The sequence below is a fragment of the Acidaminobacter sp. QWL-03 genome (genome assembly GCF_058683855.1).
Map to the genome: position 1 here is coordinate 1,511,659 of NZ_CM178752.1, position 13,944 is coordinate 1,525,602.

At 52.0% G+C, this 13,944-nt stretch carries 13 protein-coding genes; 1 reads left to right on the forward strand and 12 read right to left on the reverse strand.

What is annotated here, in order from left to right:
* Position 1: 1 nt before the first annotated feature.
* The 11 genes from AC4PHM_RS06930 to AC4PHM_RS06980 form a co-directional block, all read right to left on the reverse strand.
* Positions 2–436, reverse strand: coding sequence for a PspC domain-containing protein (locus AC4PHM_RS06930; protein ID WP_492020171.1), 435 nt, complete (start codon positions 434–436; stop codon positions 2–4).
* 2 nt (positions 437–438) lie between these two features.
* Complete coding sequence (locus tag AC4PHM_RS06935; protein ID WP_492020172.1) at positions 439–903, reverse strand: PspC domain-containing protein; 465 nt, start codon at positions 901–903, stop codon at positions 439–441.
* A 375-nt stretch (positions 904–1,278) separates the two neighbouring features.
* Complete coding sequence (sdaAA, locus tag AC4PHM_RS06940; protein WP_492020173.1) at positions 1,279–2,175, reverse strand: L-serine ammonia-lyase, iron-sulfur-dependent, subunit alpha; 897 nt, start codon at positions 2,173–2,175, stop codon at positions 1,279–1,281.
* A 10-nt stretch (positions 2,176–2,185) separates the two neighbouring features.
* Positions 2,186–2,851: an L-serine ammonia-lyase, iron-sulfur-dependent subunit beta gene (sdaAB, locus tag AC4PHM_RS06945; protein WP_291403179.1), complete on the reverse strand. Its 666-nt coding sequence runs from the start codon at positions 2,849–2,851 to the stop codon at positions 2,186–2,188.
* 70 nt (positions 2,852–2,921) lie between these two features.
* Positions 2,922–3,998: a peptidoglycan-binding domain-containing protein gene (locus AC4PHM_RS06950; RefSeq protein WP_492020174.1), complete on the reverse strand. Its 1,077-nt coding sequence runs from the start codon at positions 3,996–3,998 to the stop codon at positions 2,922–2,924.
* A gap of 77 nt (positions 3,999–4,075) precedes the next feature.
* Positions 4,076–4,792 (reverse strand): tRNA threonylcarbamoyladenosine dehydratase, encoded by a 717-nt coding sequence (locus AC4PHM_RS06955; RefSeq protein ID WP_492020175.1) that lies wholly within the window; start codon positions 4,790–4,792, stop codon positions 4,076–4,078.
* A gap of 3 nt (positions 4,793–4,795) precedes the next feature.
* Positions 4,796–6,025 carry a peptidase T gene (gene pepT / locus AC4PHM_RS06960; RefSeq protein WP_492020176.1) on the reverse strand — a complete coding sequence of 410 codons (1,230 nt, stop codon included), beginning with the start codon at positions 6,023–6,025 and terminating at the stop codon, positions 4,796–4,798.
* 7 nt (positions 6,026–6,032) lie between these two features.
* The gene (locus tag AC4PHM_RS06965) at positions 6,033–6,866 is read right to left on the reverse strand and encodes an aminotransferase class IV (protein WP_492020177.1); all 834 of its coding nucleotides are present in this window, start codon (positions 6,864–6,866) and stop codon (positions 6,033–6,035) included.
* A gap of 228 nt (positions 6,867–7,094) precedes the next feature.
* Positions 7,095–8,423, reverse strand: coding sequence for an ABC transporter permease (locus AC4PHM_RS06970; protein WP_492020178.1), 1,329 nt, complete (start codon positions 8,421–8,423; stop codon positions 7,095–7,097).
* Positions 8,416–10,920 carry a COG1361 S-layer family protein gene (locus AC4PHM_RS06975; RefSeq protein WP_492020179.1) on the reverse strand — a complete coding sequence of 835 codons (2,505 nt, stop codon included), beginning with the start codon at positions 10,918–10,920 and terminating at the stop codon, positions 8,416–8,418. Before AC4PHM_RS06975 ends, AC4PHM_RS06970 begins: the two co-directional genes overlap by 8 nt.
* A complete protein-coding gene (locus AC4PHM_RS06980; protein WP_492020180.1) occupies positions 10,913–11,626 on the reverse strand; it encodes an ABC transporter ATP-binding protein in 714 nt (237 codons plus the stop codon). The genes AC4PHM_RS06975 and AC4PHM_RS06980 overlap by 8 nt, the downstream gene beginning before the upstream one ends.
* A gap of 359 nt (positions 11,627–11,985) precedes the next feature.
* On the opposite strand from AC4PHM_RS06980, the gene AC4PHM_RS06985 reads away from it, so the two are divergent.
* Entirely contained in the window at positions 11,986–13,242 is a 1,257-nt protein-coding gene (locus tag AC4PHM_RS06985; RefSeq protein WP_492020181.1) for a DNA polymerase Y family protein, read from the forward strand.
* Positions 13,243–13,342: 100 nt separating this feature from the next.
* Here AC4PHM_RS06985 and AC4PHM_RS06990 read toward each other — a convergent pair whose 3' ends face one another.
* Entirely contained in the window at positions 13,343–13,852 is a 510-nt protein-coding gene (locus tag AC4PHM_RS06990; protein ID WP_492020182.1) for a hypothetical protein, read from the reverse strand.
* Positions 13,853–13,944 lie beyond the last annotated feature (92 nt).

A 13,944-nucleotide genomic window follows, 5' to 3' on the forward strand; every position in this document is an offset into this window, starting at 1 on the left:
CTCAATCACCTCTGCCTTTCATGACGATCAATCCACCTATAAGAATGAGTACAACCGGCAAAATAAAGGAGAAATCAAACCACGGCAGGATCTGTCTGAAGAACAGCAATGCGCCCAGTCCAATAAAACCGAGACCTATGATGAGCCGGGCATTGTCATTGTTGAATTCATGGGTTTTCCTGGCGCCCGTTGACGCAGGATCAATGCTGTCATAATTTTGATCCTCTTGAACGAATTCATAACCGACATCACCCACTGGGCGCTTTGGGATGACAATGGCACATATAATGTACGCCAGGAGACCGGTGCCTCCGAAGATGACCATGACCGCCCACAGAATTCTCACAATCACGGGATCTATGTTGAAATATTCAGCTACGCCGCTGCATACACCGGCTATGACGACATCATTGTTGGATCGATATAGTCGTTTCATGATTAGACCTCCTCGTTCGACTTAATAGTTGGTTCACTTTGCTCAAGGACCGAATCCGTTTTGTCCTGCGCTTCACTGCCGGCAGATTCAGGTACCGGGATTATTTCAGGTTCTGAATGCCCTTCAGGTTTTACTTCAGGTTTTACTTCGGGTTTTACTTCGGGTTTTACTTCGGGTTTTACTTCGGGTTTTACTTCGGGTTTCGCCCCGGCTACAGGATCAAAGCTTTCTTCCTCGCGTCTGCCTCGGGCAGTGTTGCCGCCGCTGTAGCCCCTGCTTTCACGTCTCGGCGCTTCCGGAATAATCAATCCTGCGGCGATATAAAACAAAATTCCGACACCCGCAAAACCGATCAGGATCATGCCAAGTCGAATGACAGTGGGATCAACGCCTATATAATCGCCAATGCCGCCACAGACGCCAAACAACATTCGATTTTCCCGCGATCGATACAATTTTCTTTCCATAGGTTTAACCTCCTCTTCTTTACAGCATGATCATACCATATGCTATCTTGTTTTACAAGGTACTCAGTTAAACACTATAGATTAAATGATTCTTAAGATCTTAATGATTTTTTAACAAACGTGGATTGAGGCGACTGCCATGATGGAACTGGGTGTCAGACACCCAGTTCCATCACCATGGATTTGCAAAAGATTAGCACTCAGATTAGCATATTAGGTAAAGCCAACCCTGAAAAGGCGGGGTCGATAGGCTAAAAGACGCAGTCACCCGGTTCCATCAGTCACCACCCCCTCTTGCACACCCACAAAAAAAGCCCCAGACCAACGGTCCGAGACTTTTATGTGAGATCCCATTATTCTCTTTGGTCAGATTGATTAACCCCGGCCATGTCCCGGCCCAAAGATTCTCTCAGCGATCCTAATGCCTGTTGGTGTTGCCGCGAGTCCGCCCATGGCCGTTTCTCTGAGGGTCGGAGACATAACCTTGCCAACTCGGTACATGGCGTCCACGACTTCATCAAATGGAATCGCTGTTTCCAACCCCGCCAGGGCCATGTCTGCCGAAAGAATGGCATTCGCCGTACCCAACGCGTTCCGCTTCGCGCAGGGACATTCCACCAATCCGGCGATTGGATCACAAACCAGTCCCAGGATATTCTTGATAGTAAAGGATGCCGCACTTAACGCGGCCGCAGGACTGCCGCCCATCATTTCCACAATGCCCGCAGAGGCCATAGCGGAGGCCGTGCCGGTCTCAGCCTGACATCCGCCTTCAGAACCAGCTACCGTCGCGTTTCTGGAAAACAGAAAACCTATCGCGGACGCTGTCAAAAGCGCCTCTACCAATTCCTCATCAGTCTTACCCTGCCTGAGACCGGTTGAGACTAACGCCCCGGGCACTATGCCGCAGGATCCCGCCGTAGGAGATGCCACAATGCGCCCCATGGAGGCATTGACCTCCATAACAGACATGGCATTGGTCATAGCCTGAAACATATCCCGACCTGACAGCGGCTCATGTGTCGCGGCGTACTGCGACAGTTTGTAAGCCTCCCCGCCAATCAGTCCGCTGACAGACTTGACACCCTCGTGCAGCCCCGCTTGAATGGCCGTCTTCATGACGCCCAGACTGTCCAGCATCTGTCCGCGGATTTCCTCTGCGGTTCTTTTCGACATTTCCAATTCTCTTGCCAGCATAACCTGAGCAATAGTCATCTTTTTCTCGCCGCAAATTTCCAGAAGTTCTTCACCGGTTGTAAATCTATAAGTCATAAGTCACCTCTCATATCAGATAGACATCGACAATGCCCGGAAATGTGCGAATTGCGCGCAATGCCTCGTCACTGACAACATCCGAAACTTCAATCACCATGACGCCCTCGTCATCACGATTCTTTTTCTTGTGAAAACTCATGTACAGAACATCTAGATTACAAGCCATCAGGATGTTGGTCATGCCTGAAATGATGCCTTTGCTCGTGTTATGTCTGACAATAATAGTTGGGTGCTCACCGCTGATTGTGAGGTCAATCCCGTTGAGATGCACAATGTTTATATTTCCTCCGCCGATGGACGACCCAATCAGCACCACTTCCGAATCATCCGTGCGTCTGATGACAATCTTGACAGAATTCGGGTGCATCAAATCGCCGAGATCTTTCTCCTGAAAACTGTAGGCAACGCCCCTTTGAGCGGCGATCTCAAAGGCTTCTCTAAGCCGGTCGTCACTCTCGCCAAAGCCCAGAACACCAGCCAGCAGGGCTTTATCCGTTCCGTGGCCTCGATAGGTTTTAGCGAAGGAGCCATGAAGATAAAAATCCACACTTTTAATGTCGTCACCTGCGAATTTATGCGCCATCTTTCCTATTCTGGCCGCTCCTGCGGTATGGGAGCTCGAAGGTCCAATCATCACCGGGCCAAGAATATCAAACATACTATAATCTACCAAGCTGCCACCTCCTTTTTTAATGAATATACACGATATTGACGTAAAAGAAAAGATGGACCTATGTCCATCTTTACAATCCCGCTGCAACCCTTACCATCTCTTGATGTTTTGGATCCTTGGTTCTGGTGCTGTGGAGCTTGCTGTCCCTGAAGTGCAGACAAAAGTGTCCGGAGACGCCGTTATTCTTGACCATGTCGAAATTGTAACCGTAACCATATCCGGCAGAGCGGTCGTTGATGTATTTGCCCTCAGGCTGATTTTCAAGGCCCGCATGGGGCATGCCATTCATAGAGGCTGCAATAATACGGTTATTGAAATGAACCAGAATTGCTCTGCGGGACCAGTTGTAGGTACCGCCCCAAAGCTTTTTGATAATTTCTGCGTCTTCTTTTGTCACAGGCTCAATGTCCGCATGAACGCCGCCGTAGGTGACTTTTACTTTAAAAATTGCACCGGTCTTAAAGTCCTCCAGCGTCAGAACCGTAGAGCCGCGCTTCAACGATCCCTGAATGTCATTCCAGGTGACGTATTCGCCCACTCGTCGCTCGCCGACACCCCTTGAAATGACCGTCTGTTCAAATACAGCTGAAGCTATGCCGTCTGTAGTTGTCAGCAATATGTACCCCAGCTCAGCCATCTTGGCAAGAACAGGTTCACCCGCGTTGCCATCCACCGTCATGTTAAATTTCATCTGGAAGGTCTTGACTGCCTCTTCGGTCATGGCGCCATAAAACTCGGTTGGCTTGTCGATGTCCAGATAGCCAAACTGCATTAACGTCGATTGAATCCAGTAAACGCTTTTGGCGGTATCTCCAAATTTATAGGTCCCCCGTTTGACTTCAGGGATTCTGTCCTCCGCCTGAAGTTGAGCCAGAGTACTTGTGCCTGCAACGCCGTCTGCTGTCAGTCCGACACTTTTTTGATAAGCCGTCACAGCTTGCTGGGTCGTCGGACCGTAGTTTAATGTGTACGCATGGTCCTTGTAGAAGCCTGCGTCGTTCAGTGCCCGCTGCAGCCAGTAGACGTCCTTGCTTACGGAACCTAATTTATAGACGGGCTGTTTAAAGTGCTCCGCCACGTCTGCAAAGCCGCTGCCTAGCGCCAATGTGCCGCCAATCAGCAGCAATGTCATCACCTTTTTAATCATAATATCCTCCATCGGCAAATTTGTTATGTTAACTATACATGCCGATCTCAGATAAATCAAGGCTTTTAGGTTTTTTGTTACTTTTTGATCAAGGTCCGAACCACGTAGGACGCCATGAAAAAGCCCGATACAGGGGGCACAAAAGATATACTCCCCGGTGTAACCTTTCTGGGGTTTGATGTATTCGGGTCTAAATTTTGGGGTTCTACCGGCAATTCTGTGGAGTACACGACCATGAGTTTTTGCACGCCGCGTGCTTTCAGTTCCTTGCGCATGACTTTCGCCAAAGGGCAGACCGAGGTCTTGGAGATGTCCGCCATAGCCAGCCGGGTCGGGTCCAGCTTGTTGCCGGTGCCCATGGAGCTCACCACCGGAATGCCGCGTTCCTGGCAGGTCACGATCAGGTGCAGCTTTGACGTGACCATGTCTATGGCGTCGATGACGAAATCGAAACCATCGGCAAAAATCCCTTCAGAGGTGTCCGCGTCATAGCGCTGCTTGACTGCGCTCACCTGAATCTCCGGGTTGATGAGGGTGATGCGTTCCTTCATGACATCAACCTTGTATTGGCCGATGGTCGTGTCAAGGGCATGGAGCTGGCGGTTTATATTCGTCAGCGCAATCCGGTCGAAGTCGACGAGGGTCAGGCGGCCAACGCCGGACCTCGCCAGCGCCTCAGCCGCAAAGGAACCCACGCCGCCTATGCCAAAGATAGCCACGTGGGCATTTTTAAGGATGTCCAGACCATCAGCGCCTATGACCATTTCGGTGCGTGTCAATCTGTTTAAATCCATCTTTCAAACCGCCTTTTCAGCGAAACGGCGAACCGTTTCGACTATGACTTCAACGGCTTTATCCATGGAGGCCATTGGAATGTACTCAAAACGGCCGTGGTAATTGTGACCGCCCGTGAAAATATTCGGTGTCGGAAGGCCCATGTACGAGAGCCGCGAGCCGTCAGTACCGCCACGGATAGCCTTGATGAGAGGCTTGACCCCCACCGCTTCCATGGCGCCTTTGACTTCTTCCACGATCTCAATCACCGGCAGGATTTTTTCTTTCATGTTGAAGTAGGAGTCCTTGAGGATCAGCTCGACCGTGCCGGCGCCGTATCTCGTGTTCATGAAGTTTGCCGCTTCAGTCATTAGGCTTTTTCTCGCCTCAAATTTCTTCATGTCGTGGTCCCTAATGATGTAGTGGAGTTCGGTAAGCTCAACGTCGCCCTTCATTTCATTCAGGTGGAAGAAGCCTTCATAGCCTGTGGTGTGCTCAGGCCGCTCTGCCGCCGGAAGCAGGGCGCTAAAAGTCATGGCCAGATGCTGTGAATTGACCATCTTGTCTTTGGCGTTTCCGGGGTGGATGTTGCGGCCGTGAAACTTCACCGTCGCAGAGGCGGCGTTGAAGTTTTCATATTCCAGTTCGCCGAGTTCTCCGCCATCCAGGGTGTAAGCGAAGTCAGCGGCAAACTTTTCAACGTCAAAATGATCCGCGCCGCGGCCAACTTCTTCGTCTGGTGTGAAACCTATTTTGAGGTCCCCTCTCGGTATATCGGGATTTGCCATGAAGAATTCCACCGCGCTCAGGATCTCCGCAATGCCGGCTTTGTCATCCGCACCGAGAAGTGTGGTCCCGTCAGTAGTGATGAGGTCCTGACCCACGTATTTCAGGAGCTCCGGAAAGTCCTTCGGCGACATGATGATAGCTTGCTCTTGGTTTAGAAGAATGTCTCCGCCATCATAGTTTTTGATGATCTGTGGATTGACCCCAGTCGCCGTGAAGTCCGGGCTGGTGTCCATATGGGCAATCAGGCCAATGACCGGTGCTTTGGGCGCATTGCCCGGGAGTACAGCCATAAGATAGCCGTTATTGTCCAAACTGACCTCTTTAAGGCCCATGGCTCTCATCTCTTGTTCCAGGAGTTTCGCGAGCTCAAATTGTTTTTTTGTGGAAGGCGTGGTGTCGGAGTGGTGATCAGAAGCGGTATCAATTTTAACGTATTTCAGAAATCTCTCATGTACAGGATTCAAGGCGAATTCACTCCCAGTCGATTTTTTCAAGCGAGTTTTGGACAATGCGGTCATAGCCCTCCTGAAGCTTTTTTAGGATCGGATTTCCAGGTGAGTTGATTTTCTGATCGTCGATCTGCGCCACCGGCAAAAGTCCTATGGACGTGCCTGTGATAAAGCAGGCGTCGAAAAGGTGCGCCTCTGAAGCCCTGATTTCGGTTTCCTCAAAGGCAATGCCCAGTTCTTGAACGACCGCGAGCAGCTTCTGCCGCGTGATCCCCAGCAGCACATGACTGGATTTTGGTGTCAGCAGGCGGTCGCCTTTAATGAAGAAGACGTTGGAGCGGCTGCCCTCAGTGATGCGGCCCCCGCTGTCCACAAGCAAACCCTCAAAGATGTCCGAGGTTTCCCTCAGGTTGTCCACCTTAGCGCTGAGCTCAGTATTAATGACCTTGGCGTTTGGATTTTCTCTCTCCACGTGCATCAGCACTGTCTTGACGCCGTTTTCGTAATAACCTTCAGGCGGATAAAAGCTCTTGACAGGAAAGACCACATAGCTGAAAGCGCCGCTTTCGAGATAGCCTGCGACAATTTTTAAGTTGTTGTCCTCAATCTCACAGTGGGCCACGACTTGCTTCATGTCTTCTGCGACAGCCGCTTCGATACCTTCCATAGACATGCCTAAAGTCAGCCCGGATTGCTTCAGCCTTTCAAGGTGCTCTTCCATGAACAGCGGTTTGCCCTTCATGATCCGGATGACCTCATAAATGGTCTTGCCTTGAAACGGCCGTTCTTCTAAATCGTACGCATAATACACCTGTCCGTCTGCGGCCACAAACGGCAAATTGGATGTTATCTTCAAATGGTTCACCCCATTCAGCAATAATGATTTCAGGCCCTCTGGCCCTGTTTCATTGTACCACATTTCCTACAATATTGGTGACGCGGACAACTTTCAATTTGGGGACGCGGACGGTTTTTGGTTTGGTGCCAGAGCTTCACACAATTCAGACACAATTTAAATGTCTGAAGGTAACGCTTCCATATAAAAAAACGCGTGACCAGCCTTACCGGTCACACGTTTTTCACCTTACTCATTGCGTATAGCTTCCAGCGCACTCAGCCTCATAGCCCTCAGTGCCGGATAAAAACCAGCGGCTATACCCACAACAGTCGCGAACACCAGGGCCGCGCCACTCAGCCAAAGCGGTATAAACGAAATCCCGCCTGTGGTTTCGCCCCATCCAATATTGAAGAGGCTCACCCCCACAGAATTGACCAGCCAGGAAATCAAATAACTCAGCACCAGCCCCAAAAGCCCTCCGAAGAAGCCAATCATCCCAGCCTCAAACAAAAACAGCTTCTTGATGACCGGCAGCTCCGCGCCCAGCACTTTCATGACGCCAATCTCACGAGTCCGCTCATAAATCGACATGACCATGGTGTTCGTGATCCCCAGCGCCGCTACAAACAGCGACACGGCACCTATACCGCCAAGTACCGCCCGGATCCCGGCCGTCGTCTGCTTCATGGATTCCAGGATGTCCGAGAGACTCCAGGCCTGAAGCCCCATATCCTTGATCTGCTGCTGCACTTCCTGGACCTTGTTCAGGTCATTAACCTTGACCTTGAGCTGTCCATATTTGTCCGCGTTCGGATCCGGCCTGACGCGGCCGCCTCCTCCGCCGCCGCCATTATTGCCCGACAGTTTGGCGAGCTCTTCCTTCAGCTTGGTCATCTGAGTGATGTCCATATAAACCGTCCAGTCCCGCTCGTTGTTGCTCTGGACCAGAATACCGGAAGCCTGAACCTTGACGCCTCTCGGACGCTGAGTGATGTCCACGTTGTCCGGCAGCGCCAGAAGCCGCGCCGTCATCAGCTCCACCTGCGGCGGTCCCGTATAGACACGGGACTTCGGATCATAGAACGAATCCTTGATGCCGCTGCCAAATAATAACTCGTATTTTCCGGAACCATCGGGCAAAGCGCCCTGCTCTACCTGAAAGTCGAAAAAATCCGACTTGCTCATGTCAATCCCATTCAAGTTGAGATACGTGAAATAACGACCGGCGTTCAGCTGCATCCCCTGATACATGATAGGCATCACCGCATCCACACCAGGAATCTGTTCGATTATAGCCACCGTCTCATCATTGAGCTTCGGCGCTTCACCCGCGCCCGGCCCCGGTGCCGGCATGCCCGGCTCCACATAGCCCCAGTTTGGGCTGACATCTATGATGTTGAGACTGCCCATATTCTTGAGCTGCTCCTCAAAATTCCGGTTCATGCCAATCCCCAGGGACATCATGACCACAATGGAAGCTGTTCCTATGACAACCCCCAGAACGGTCAGAATCGTCCGCGTCTTACGGCGAAGCAGATTCTTGACGCCCATTGAAATCAAATCCGCGCTATTCATTGTCCTCCACCGCCTCAATTTCAGCCGCGCGTTTTTTCTCAGCCCTGCGCTTCCAGATCATGACGCCGCCCACAAGCGCAGCCATAGCGCCCAGGATTGCCAGAATCACCAGCTTGGATCCCGGACCCGGCATTGGTCCGCCCTCTCCAGGAATACCCTCTCCCGGAATTTCTTCTCCAGGAATACCTTCGCCAGGCACACTCATTGGATCCGGCATGACATTGACAGAAAATGGCTTTTCAATACGGCCGGCCTCACCGTTGGCATCCTCGTACTCAAAGACGACCATGCCCGCGGCCTCGCCCTCTGCCATTGGAATCAGCGTCGTGTCAAAATAATCGCTTCTCCCCGCCTCAAAGTTGCCCACATAATAATTGGAACCCTGAATCTGGAAAGCACCTTCCCCTTCCACTTTGACCATCATGTTATACAACGTGGACTTTCCAAGGTTATAAAACTCAAAGGACAGCGGCACCGGATTGTTCACGTAGGCCTCAAACGGAAGCCCAATCTCAGAGGTTTCCAGCCGCACGGGTTGAATCACCGGAATACTGACAACCTCTTCTTCCTTATAAGGATTCTTTTGATCATCGTAAGCATTGCCCTTGCTGTCTTCGTACTCGAAGGTCACCGTCAGGGCGTACGCCTTCACCGCCGCGTCGTTCTTGACACGCATCCGCACGACCTTCGACAGCATCTCCTGCCGACCCATAGCTTCAATAAAGAATGAACTCGCCATATCAATAGGCGAAAACACGCCCTCCTCCGGCTTCAGGGTCACCTTGATATTGCGAATGCCCTCGCTGCTGCTGGTATTGTAAAGATCCAGCTGCAGGTCAAATTCCGTGCCTGCCAGCACAGCGTCCCCGCCAATCCCATAATCCCGAATGATAATTTTAGGCCTGCCGGAAGCCCCGCCATCCGCGCCGCCAGAGCCCAAAATAGATACCCCGGCGTACTCCCGAATCTGCAGCTGCTCCTCTTTCCCGACGCTGCTGTACTTCACCACTGCATATAAATCATAAAAATTCGCCGTGACTTCTTCCCGAGCCTGGAACGTGAACGTCAGCGTCTCCGACGCCCCCGCAGCAATGGTTCTGAACGTCCTTTTCGGCGACGTCTTAGGCACCACTGCCTCACTAGGGTATTCCATAGCGACCTCCACCAGCTCCGCGTCCGAACGCCCTTCGTTTTTCACCTCGAACGACACGGAGAAAATCCCGCCGGCGCTAACCACCCTTGGCCTGGACAGGTTCAAAATCTTCATGTCCAGCGTGCTGAGCTCATTGCCCTCAATAGGCACATAAATCTTGGAAGTCGTCGTATAAGCCTTCCCGTCCAAATCAATATAGGTCATCTCCGCCGTCAGCTCGTGGGTCCCACTTGCGGCCCCGGACGGCGCCAAAATATTGAACGTCACCACCGACGTCCGCTTTCCGCCAATAATCCCCACAAACTTCGTCTCCATGTCCCCGTCCAGCCTCAAATTGCCTGCGTCAAAGCCCGTCAGCTTGATCCGCACATCTCCGGCATCAATGGTTCCGGCGTTTTCCAGTACCAGCGCGATCTGATCTTTGACCCCGGCGACCACCTTATCCCCCGTAAACCTATAGTTCGTTATGCCGATGGTCGGCTCCACATTCGCCGCCTTCACCCGCACATAGTAAACCAGGCTGGCATCCGTATGAGGCTTATCGTCAGAATCCTTGTACTGCAAATTGAGCTTGATGGCATAGAGGCGCGTCTGCGCCGTTGGAGACACCACGACGTCGAATCTCGCGATCTCCGTGTCCTCCGAACGCAGCCGGTCAATTGTGTCATGGGTCACGCTCTGGTCGAGTTTAAATGGCGTGGTCCCGGGATCCGCGAAAGTCACAATGACATTTTTTGCGTCGTCGTCCGAGATGTTGGTCAGCGGAATCTCCAGCGTCGCTTTTGTGCCGGACAGCATCAGCGGCGTCGTCGTGGATTCCTTGACGCGTATGACCGGCTGGTAGACCGGCACTTCCGTCACTGGGTCCTCCTCCACGGTTCGGATGCCGGGAACGACAATGGTTTCCTCCGTGGTCCCGTCAGCGGTTCGGATGACTATCGGCAGCGTTGCCTCTCCGTTGCCCTTGTAGCGGAGGTCAATTCTGTAAATGTCGTAATTGGCGCCGTCCTCGCTCGAAATTCCCAGCCCAGAGAGAACCGCTGCCGATGGCGACGTCACCTTCGACATCCCCGCAAGCCCACTCAGCGGACTAAAGGTGCCTAGAGCAGCGTTGCTGATGGCCACGCTCTGATAGGCCGTCTCATCCGAATGACTCAAAGCCAGCACCAGCGCAAAAGTCGAATCCGTTCGGATCGAAGTCACTTTGGTGGAAAGCGAAGTAGTCATAGTGCCTACTTTTTGAATATACTGGCTGGTGCCCACGTCCGCCGCAGCACTCGGCACCGGCACCCCTGTCAGCAGCATGACCAGCATCAGGCCCAGGGCCATCACTCGTTTAAGCATGAACATATTCCTTCACTTCTCCCCTCATGATTTCGACCGATTCAATATTGCCGTCCCTGATATGGACGACTTTGTCTGCAAAGGCGGCGACCTCCGGGTCGTGGGTGACGATCACCAGTGTCTGGTGGTTTTGCCGCGCCATCCCCAGCATAATCTCCATAACCGACTCCGAAGTTTTGCTGTCCAGGTTGCCCGTTGGCTCATCCGCGAAGATGATGTTCGGAGAGCCCACAAATGCCCTGGCTATGCCCACCCGCTGCTGCTGCCCGCCACTCATCTGATTGGGTTTGTGGGCAATATATTTTTCGAGCCCGACCTTCATCAGAATATCCATGGCCATTTCCTCGCGCTCGCCCTTTGGCACTCTGCGAAACATTAGCGGCATCATAACGTTTTCCAGTGCATTGAGGGAGGCGATCAGATTATAGGACTGAAAGACGAAGCCCACATTCTGCTGCCTGAAGCGGGCAAGCTCTGCCTCGTTCATGGCGCTGATGCGGTGTCCTTCTATCTCAATGGTACCCTTGGTGGGTTTTTCCAGCCCCGCCATCATGTTGAGCAGCGTCGACTTCCCCGAGCCCGAGGTGCCAAGGATACAGCAGACTTCACCCTTTTCAATTTCAAGGTCGACCTTGTCGAGGGCCACCACTTTTTCGTGACCTAAGCGATAAACTTTTCTGAGCTCTTTGACTTCAATTGCGGCCAAGGCGATCCCACCCCTCCGTATTTCGACTTTTGATTTTCACAGCCTTACATTTTTACCCCTGATAATTCCATAACAATATTAATTTTTCTCAATAACTCAAGATTTTTTTGCCGATGGTCACTTAATCCAGCACCTCCGGCTAACCTCCCATTCAGGCAAAAGACTTCCAAGCAAAGCATTAGACGCCCGCCGCGAACCATTGGTTCCTCATTTGAAAGGCAGCCGCAATATTTTTTCTCACCTTGAAACAGAACGTTTGTTCTGTTAAAATGAAGACAGAAACCGGGTGTCTGACACCCAGTTTCATCTCAGACCCCAAATTTCACCCTACCAAAATTACAAAGGAGGGAGATCCTCTCATGTCAGCTTCGCGCATTGTCTTTCACGTCGACGTGAACTCCGCCTATTTATCCTGGGAGGCCGCCTACCGCCTGCAGATTGGAGAAACTCTGGATCTGAGGAGCATCCCGTCCGCGGTGGGCGGCGACGTCACCAAGCGCCGCGGAATCATTCTCGCGAAATCCATCCCCGCCAAGACTTATAACATACAAACCGGCGAAAGTGTGGGCGCCGCGCTCCTCAAATGCCCAAATCTCGTTCTGGTTCGCCCGACCTACGGGCTTTACATCCGCTGCCACCGCGCCATGCTGGAAATCCTGAAAGACTATTCACCCCGTGTTCAGGTGTTTTCCATTGATGAGTGCTTCCTGGAAATGACCGACGTACGCCTTGGCGGCAGAAGCCCGGTGGAAGTCGCCCATGAGATCCGAAACAGAATCCGGATGGAGCTGGGTTTTACCGTCAACATAGGCATCTCCGTCAACAAGCTCCTGGCCAAAGTCGCCTCTGACTTTCGAAAGCCTGATCAGGTCCACACCCTGTATCCGGAGGAAATTGAGGAGAAAATGTGGCCGCTCCCGGCCGGCGACCTGTTTATGGTGGGCCGCGCCACCAAGGAGAAGCTCGACCGCATGGGCATCCGCACCATTGGCGAGATCGCGCGGTTCGACCGGACACTGCTGCGGATCCGGTTCAAAAAGCATGGCGACGTGATCTGGAATTACGCCAACGGCATAGACAGCGCTGGCATGCTGGAATCGGAAAGTGACGGGGTCAAAGGCATTGGAAACTCCACCACCATTCCTTTTGATGTGGAGGATCGCAAAATTGCCCGACTGTACCTTCTGTCCCTTTCGGAAATGGTCGGCATGCGCCTCAGGGACAAAGGGCTGACCTACGGCCTCGTTTCCGTATCGATCCGCCATTCGGATTTTGAACATTTTTCCCATCAAAAAAAACTGCTCTACCGCAGCGATTCCACAGATGACTTGTACCGGGAAGTCTGCGGCCTGTTTGACGACCTCTGGACCGGTGCAGCCCTTCGTCACGTTGGCGTTCGCGTCAGTGACCTCTCACCAAAGACGGCACAGCAGCTGTCGTTTTTCGATCACCCGAAAGCCCTTGCCCGCAGCGCGCTGGATAAAACCATTGATGACCTTCGCCTCAAATACGGCAACAGCGTCATTCAGCGCGGCTCCTTCCTCCACACCGGGATTCAGCCGGTCATGGGCGGCGTTGGAGACGAGGATTATCCTATGATGCGCTCCGCGCTTTAGAGTCACCCTACATAGCCTCACACCACTGAAAAAAGAACTGTCTGGCAATGCGCTTTATAAGGCATTTTTCAGACAGTCCTTTTACATTTCATCCTAAAGTCTATTCAGGCTTGTGTTCCTCTTCGACTTTAAATTCGTGGAACAAATTTCCAAACGCTTCCCGCATATAGGAGTTCAGCGTATTCTCATCAAAGGTCGAGCCACCGTGCACTTTGCCTACACGTCTGGTCTGCGCCTTTTTTTCACCGGCGACGACATAGCCCAGTATGGTCGATTCGACCATATCATCCACAGCATCATATTTGCCTATCTTAACCTCAATAAATTTGTCCCGGCGCGTGAAGCGGATGAAATTTTCACGAACGGAAAAGCGGATAATGGTGTCGCCTTCAGGGCCTTCAAAGCCGACACTGCCGTCTGAGACCGCCAAAACATCTTCGAGGTCCTCAGCCAGTCTCCCAAAATAGTCGAAGATGAGTTGCTCCGCTTCGTCAATCTGCTGAACCCGAGTCATTTCATGACGATATTTTTCAATATCCTCCGCAAATTGCTCTTTCAACTTTTTGGTCAACGCCTCTCGAAAATTGTAATGAAAATGATGGACGCTCATGGGTCAGACCCCCCTCTTACGGATTTGTTGTTCTTTATATACCCCGATATACGGAAAGACTCGCCGAAAGAGAGATATTTTTTTTAACATTG

Bases quoted from the DNA above. Each gene is read 5' to 3' on its own strand.
- AC4PHM_RS06930 (WP_492020171.1), bottom strand. From the start codon at position 436: ATGAAACGACTATATCGATCCAACAATGATGTCGTCATAGCCGGTGTA.
- AC4PHM_RS06935 (WP_492020172.1), bottom strand. From the start codon at position 903: ATGGAAAGAAAATTGTATCGATCGCGGGAAAATCGAATGTTGTTTGGC.
- sdaAA (WP_492020173.1), bottom strand. From the start codon at position 2,175: ATGACTTATAGATTTACAACCGGTGAAGAACTTCTGGAAATTTGCGGC.
- AC4PHM_RS06950 (WP_492020174.1), bottom strand. From the start codon at position 3,998: ATGATTAAAAAGGTGATGACATTGCTGCTGATTGGCGGCACATTGGCG.
- AC4PHM_RS06955 (WP_492020175.1), bottom strand. From the start codon at position 4,792: ATGGATTTAAACAGATTGACACGCACCGAAATGGTCATAGGCGCTGAT.
- AC4PHM_RS06970 (WP_492020178.1), bottom strand. From the start codon at position 8,423: ATGAATAGCGCGGATTTGATTTCAATGGGCGTCAAGAATCTGCTTCGC.
- AC4PHM_RS06975 (WP_492020179.1), bottom strand. From the start codon at position 10,920: ATGCTTAAACGAGTGATGGCCCTGGGCCTGATGCTGGTCATGCTGCTG.
- AC4PHM_RS06985 (WP_492020181.1), top strand. From the start codon at position 11,986: ATGTCAGCTTCGCGCATTGTCTTTCACGTCGACGTGAACTCCGCCTAT.
- AC4PHM_RS06990 (WP_492020182.1), bottom strand. From the start codon at position 13,852: ATGAGCGTCCATCATTTTCATTACAATTTTCGAGAGGCGTTGACCAAA.